The sequence below is a fragment of the Psychrobacter sp. ENNN9_III genome, assembly GCF_001462175.1.
Lineage (GTDB): Bacteria > Pseudomonadota > Gammaproteobacteria > Pseudomonadales > Moraxellaceae > Psychrobacter.
The window spans coordinates 1-4569 of the sequence record NZ_LNUO01000005.1 but is presented as its reverse complement, the minus strand read 5'-3'; the positions used below and the strand labels follow the sequence as shown (position 1 = coordinate 4569).

At 40.8% G+C, this 4569-nt stretch carries 5 protein-coding genes; all 5 read right to left on the bottom strand.

What is annotated here, in order from left to right:
* Nucleotides 1–98: 98 nt before the first annotated feature.
* Nucleotides 99–602: an Hcp family type VI secretion system effector gene (locus PENNN9_RS00440; protein WP_025651832.1), complete on the bottom strand. Its 504-nt coding sequence runs from the start codon at nt 600–602 to the stop codon at nt 99–101.
* A gap of 54 nt (nt 603–656) precedes the next feature.
* On the bottom strand, nt 657–2147 hold the full coding sequence (gene tssC, locus PENNN9_RS00435) for a type VI secretion system contractile sheath large subunit (protein WP_143505628.1): 1491 nt from the start codon (nt 2145–2147) through the stop codon (nt 657–659).
* 3 nt (nt 2148–2150) lie between these two features.
* Nucleotides 2151–2663: a type VI secretion system contractile sheath small subunit gene (gene tssB / locus PENNN9_RS00430; protein WP_058367813.1), complete on the bottom strand. Its 513-nt coding sequence runs from the start codon at nt 2661–2663 to the stop codon at nt 2151–2153.
* A gap of 21 nt (nt 2664–2684) precedes the next feature.
* The gene (locus PENNN9_RS00425) at nt 2685–3335 is read right to left on the bottom strand and encodes a tetratricopeptide repeat protein (RefSeq protein ID WP_156410046.1); all 651 of its coding nucleotides are present in this window, start codon (nt 3333–3335) and stop codon (nt 2685–2687) included.
* Nucleotides 3336–3496: 161 nt separating this feature from the next.
* Nucleotides 3497–3958 (bottom strand): hypothetical protein, encoded by a 462-nt coding sequence (locus PENNN9_RS00420; RefSeq protein WP_058367811.1) that lies wholly within the window; start codon nt 3956–3958, stop codon nt 3497–3499.
* Nucleotides 3959–4569 lie beyond the last annotated feature (611 nt).

The window sequence follows — 4569 nt, the reverse complement described above, 5'->3', positions numbered from 1 at the left end:
ATATAGTCATTCCTATCATAAAAAATAAAAAAGAAAGGCCTAAATATAAACCTTTCTTTTTATTCACAATACATACATATCACGTCAGACTACCGATCTTAAGCGGTATACGTGGCAGTATTGTTAGCCAGCGACCACTTCTTGGTCACAGCACCTTTAGCAGTGCCATCGATATCTTGTTGCGTGTAAGTCCACTCAACAGCGGCATACTTGATACCGACTTTTTCAATAGGTACGCCTTCAGAACGGACAGTAGGCTCAACACTAGCGATAAGCGCATGTTTAAGTTTAACTTCAAGATATTTAACGCGCTTATCACCGTTGGCACGATAGAAATCAATTTGGATTTCGTCAAAAGTATAACCAGCTGAACAAGCTTCCCATAGCTTAGGACTAGTAGAATCCAAATCCTTCATAAAAGTCATGTCAGCATGCTCACAACGCTCAGAGGTGTGACCGCCAACACTACTGGCTGTCGCTGACTTTGGTTGACGGATCAAATGGTCCCAGGTATTTACTTCAAGCCAGCCTTTATGCTCGCTATCACGAGACTCGCCGTCAATCTTGTATTTACCACGGAACTGAATATAAATGTCTTTCATATCACATACCTTGTTTTGAGAAGTTTAAACTTAACGTTGGATTTTAATAAACGATTAGCTGTTGCTAGACTGCGGTAGTTGAGTGACCAAACGCAAAGAAACAGACAATTCGTCAAGTTGAAAGTGTGGTCTCAAAAAGACCACTGACTTGTAGACGCCAGGCTTACCTGGCACTTCTACAACTTGTACAGAAGCTTCGCGCAGTGGGTACTGGGCTTTTGCTTCTTGAGAGGCGCCGTCGTCTAGCAAGACATAACGAGAAATCCAGTCGTTCAAAAACGACTCAACATTACCAGGCGATAAAAAGCTACCAACCTTGTCGCGCATCATCGCTTTTAGGTAATGGGCAATACGTGATACTGCCATGATATATTGTAGTTGGGTCGATAACACAGCGTTGGCATTAGCATCATCGTTTTGATAAGTTTTGGCTTTTTGTACTGATTGCGCTCCAAAAAAGGCCGCATAATTAGTATTTTTACAGTGAACTAATGGAATAAAACCTAAATCGCTCAGCTCTTTTTCACGGCGATCAGTGATAGATATCTCGGTTGGACATTTGAGTGCCAAATCACCATCATCGGTTTTAAAAGTGTGGACAGGTAAACCTTCAACTAAGCCACCCCCTTCAACGCCGCGAATAGCCGCACACCAGCGATAATCAGAAAATGCAGCAGTCAGACGCGAAGCAAATGCATAAGCGGCATTCACCCATAGATAGTCGCTATGATCATTACCCGAGACTTCTTCTGTAAAATTAAAACCTTCAACCACTGTCCCTTCTTTTGGGTCATAAGGCAGACGCCCTAAAAATCTAGGCACCGTAAGAGCCACGTAACGTGCATCTTCTGACTGTCTAAAAGCACGCCAGCGTATGTATTCTGCCGTTTCAAATATTTTGGATAAATCTCTAGGGCGTCCGATGTCAGTAAATGAATCTAATCCAAACATCTCGGCTGATGCAGCCGATACAAATGGTGCATGAGAAGCTGCTGCCACATGAGACAATTGCTCAAGCAGATACATATCAGAGTTTTGGCGAGTAAACTCAAAATCGCCAACGATTGCTGCATAGGGTTCGCCGCCAAAACTACCGAACTCTTCTTCATATATCTTTTTGAACAACGTGCTTTGGTCAAAATCTATCGAAGATTGAAAGTCTTTGGTAAGCTCGCGCTTGGTGGTGTTCATCATGCGTATCTTAAGCATGGATTCTGATGGCGTTTGGCTACATAGGTAATGTAGACCGCGCCAGCTAGATTCTAGCTTCTGAAACTCAGGAGCATGCATAACCGTAGTCAACTGCTTAGAGATCAGCGCATCAATCTGAGCAATACGCGCGTCAATTGATGCCGATAGATTATCTGATAATGTCACTGTGCCTTGCATGACTTCATTGGCCAGCTCTGCGATTTGCGACTTCGCGCGGTTTTTCTCATCATCGGACTTGGCAACGTTACTTTTATTGACGATTTCTTCGAGTAAGTCGTAGCTTTCATTATTCAACGAATCGGTTGCTATGTTCTGCTGGGCCTGGGCACTCATCATTTAATCCTCACCGTCAGTTTGATTTTGTTCGGCCATTTTTTTGACTTGCTCAGTATTTTTAAGCACATCGTCCAGTAAATCTTCAAGCTTTTCATTAGCCGAAATCTTATTACGTAAATCTGCCAATCGATCTCGTGCTTGTACCAACTGCTTTAATGGCTCAATCTGATCGGCCACAGCTTCAGGACGAAAATCGTCGATACTATTAAATGCTAAATCAACCGCAAACTCGCCACCTGTGTCACTCAAATCATTCTGAACTCTAAAGGTCGCGCGCGGCGCTAGTCCTGACATTACCTCGTCGAAAGTATCCAAATCTACTTCAACAAACTTCTTGTCTTTAAAGCGCGGTTGTTCAAGCGTAGAGTCACCTGAGAACTCACCCAGCACGCCAACGACAAAGGGAATTTCCTTAGTTTCGATCGCATCGCCAACTTCGACGTCATAAGTAAGATGTACCCGAGGAGCACGTACTTTTGCGAGTTTCTTTTGCACACTGTCTTGCTTTGCCATAATAAGTTACCTCAGCAATTGCTATTTTGAACGTACATTTTTAAATGGGTCAGTAGCTATAGAAGGACTACTTTTAGAGGGAGACTGCTCTTTGACGGGTTTGGTAGGAGCGCGCCTTTGTTTCACTGCTGCTTTTCTTTTCACAGGAGAAGCTTTTTTCTTGACGGATGTACGGCGCTGTTTTCTCGATTTAGTCTTATTTTTTACCGCTCTAGGCTTGATGACAGGTGCTGGCGGTTTCGGTAAAGACTCATCGTAATTAAACTCGTAGATCTCCCCGTATATCTTGCTAAGGGAGTATTGATATTCTTTTAAAAATTCTGCATCAACCTCATCAGTTAAGTAGTCTGATTGCAGCTGTTTTTGGGAAACGATAGCACTGCTATTTAGTAGTATATTCTTGAGCTTGGCAGTGCTGTGACCTAACTCAATCGCTTCGCTTGCTGCATAGACAGCATCAGCATGATAGCCATTGCTATAATAAATCTGTGCCAAAATCTCCCATGCTAAAGAGTCATTGGGATTGGCTGACAGCCTTTGATTTAGGTCTGAAACTAATTGATGTAGCTGTGGTGATCTTGCATCAGCATTTTTAAGCTTAGCGTATTGATTAATAACGCTTGAGCCTGGATCTTTTTCTTGTATGACAAGCTCACTATGTGCTGTACCCATAGCAGTGCCTATAATAAGCAGACCCGAAAAGATAGCTTTAGGCAACTTAAAACTAACTTTTATACTGCTTTTAATACTGTTCATGGTAAGTCGGTGCTCGCTATTATTAGTATTAGATTGAGAGATCTATTTACTCAAGAGTAGTTTAACCAAAGGATGGTTTAATCAGAGTTATTGATCAAGGTAGTCATATTGGTCAAAGTTTCTTTGAACGTAGCCTTATCATGGCTATTCATCAACGCGTTGTCGTGGTAAGCGTCCACATTACTCTGCATTACCTTAACAGACGATAGCATCGCAATCTGACGAGCCTCCACAATCTGATTGTCGATACTGAGCGCTTCATTAGCCGCTCTTAATGCTCGTGAGTAGTTTTTTGAGTCATAGTTGGTTTTGGCTATAGTCATCCATTCTTCTATGCTGCTATCGTTCGAGTTTTTGGCCTCAGTAGCGCCAGACAAGTAGACAAGTGAAGGGCTGCTCAACTGTTTAACTGTTGGCTGGCTCATATTATGTTGGCTACCTTTAGCGCCCGTGCCACAACCTGTAATCAACACAGAGGCACTAAGGACTATAGATAACAAATTTGAATTGGTAAGCTTAATACGATAAATAGGGTTCATAAGTGCAGTATCATCAGAATTGTACAACAATAAAATTAGCGCAATAATTTATTAAGGCAAACGCTAAGAATGAACAAATAATAACTAATTTACAAGGAGATTATACATATACTTGACAATATTTCAATAATAAGTAAGATATTATTAATAAATATTTGTTTGCAAATCTAAATTTAAAATTTTACTGCTCTTATAGTATGTTCCCATATATGCTCTATTAGGGTTTTAGTTTACCGTTTATCACGTATATCATCCGTCAATACTTACATGATGTGCCAATATTCTCTGCTTCGTAATATGTATGTTAATAAAAGGAACAGTTTTACGTAAAAATATAGTTTACTAATGTTCGCTCTATAATAAACGTACTTGAACCTTTGTTCATTAAAAATATAATTGTGAAATAGAACTAAGAAGCGCTAAATAAGCTGCCCTATCTTCATCATAATCAGACAAATATCAAATTTGCTTTCAAGACATAGTGAGTTGTCTACAACAAGTGAGAAACGAGGTAGGTATAGTCAGTTCAAAATAAAATTGTTATAAATTTAAGCGCGCTACTGGGATGAATTTTGCGCAGCCTCTAGCCTCTGTGGTGACAGCACGCAAGT